Source organism: Bradyrhizobium valentinum (assembly GCF_001440405.1).
GTDB classification, from domain to species: domain Bacteria; phylum Pseudomonadota; class Alphaproteobacteria; order Rhizobiales; family Xanthobacteraceae; genus Bradyrhizobium; species Bradyrhizobium valentinum.
Genome location: NZ_LLXX01000012.1, coordinates 1 through 1,485, shown reverse-complemented (window position 1 = coordinate 1,485; position 1,485 = coordinate 1). Strand labels below are relative to the sequence as shown.

General features: G+C 61.4%; 1 protein-coding gene. It reads left to right on the top strand.

The window, feature by feature from the left end; all coding sequences use genetic code 11:
* Nucleotides 1-195 precede the first annotated feature (195 nt).
* Nucleotides 196-1,485 carry an IS4 family transposase gene (locus CP49_RS01275; RefSeq protein ID WP_057848487.1) on the top strand — a complete coding sequence of 430 codons (1,290 nt, stop codon included), beginning with the start codon at nucleotides 196-198 and terminating at the stop codon, nucleotides 1,483-1,485.

The following is a 1,485-nucleotide window of genomic DNA, read 5'->3' as shown; positions in this document are numbered from 1 at the left end:
CTAGTAGATGCACAGATCTTGACTGCGACGGAATGACTCGGCCGTTTGATTTAGCCTTCCCCGGCGCCGGGGCGGCGTGATTCTGTGTCTGGCACTTCGATTCCATTGAGGTGCCAAGATGTTGAACGAACAATTCAGACTTGGTCGATTCGGGGATGGTCGTCTCGATAAAGGGGGGCGGCCCTGCTCGAAGGAATGGTCACGCGCGCCAGTTCGTGCTTGCGGCGAGCGGCGGAGGGTGGTCGGGCCAAGATAGTCCGATACGGCCGATTTCTAGCCAATGAGAACGTGACGCTGGAAGCACTGCTTGCAGGCTGGGGCGAACAAACGGCCGTTGCGGCGGCCGGCCGGCACGTGCTGGCGATCCAGGACACAAGCGAGATCAACTTTCGAACCAAACCCGAGCGCCGACGCGGGCTGGGTGAGATCGGCAAGGGAACCGGCCACGGCTTGCTGTTACATGCGATGGCTGCCGTCGATGCCGAAAGTGACGCATGTCTGGGTCTGGTTGCCGGGAAGATTTGGACGCGCCAAGGCCGAGTAACGGTGCCGCACGATAAGCGGCCGCTGGAGCAGAAGGAATCGGAGCGTTGGATCAGCACAGCCTATCGGGCCAAGCAGGTGCTGTCTGCGGCCGCGATGGTCACGGTGATCGACGACCGCGAGGGTGACATCTTTGCCAAATGGGCAAGCGTATCGGCCGCAAACTTCCATCTGCTGACGCGGAGCATGCATGATCGTGTACTGGCCGACGGTGCAAGCATGTACGCCACTGCCGCCGGCTGGCCCATTGTCGACGCCGCGACCATTGATGTTGTGGCGCGCGCCGATCGGCCGGCCCGACGGGCCAAGCTGGTGCTGCGCTTGGGCCGCGTCACCCTCAAAAGGCCGCAGAACGCGTCTGCCGACTTACCGCGGACAGTCGAACTGGCTTTGATCGAGGTTGCTGAAGTCGATGCGCCGGCGGGCGTCGAACCGCTGCAATGGTATCTGCTGACGACCCATGAAGTGAGCGATGTCGCTTCCGCCTGGCGGATCGTCAACTGGTACAAAAGGCGCTGGATTATCGAGCAGCTGTTCCGCCTGATCAAAACTCAGGGGCTGCAGCTCGAAGACAGCCGGATCGAAACCGCCGACCGGCTGCTCAAGCTCACCGCGATTACCGCCAAAGCTGCTGTCATGATCTTGCAGCTCGTTCAGGCTCGCGATGGACGCAGCGCTGAACCCGCCAGCAACGCGTTCAATGAAGCGCAGATCAAGCTCCTCGCCGCACTCGCCACCAAGTACGAGGGCCGGACCAAACTGCAAAGCAACCCACATCGGCCGCAAAGTATGGCTTGGGCCTCATGGATCATCGCTCGCCTCGGCGGATGGGACGGATACCCACGCACCAAACCGGGACCCATCACCATGCGGCATGGCCTCCAATACTTCTTGGGCGTGGCATCGGCGTGGGAGACCCTCAAAGATGTGCGAATCAACTAG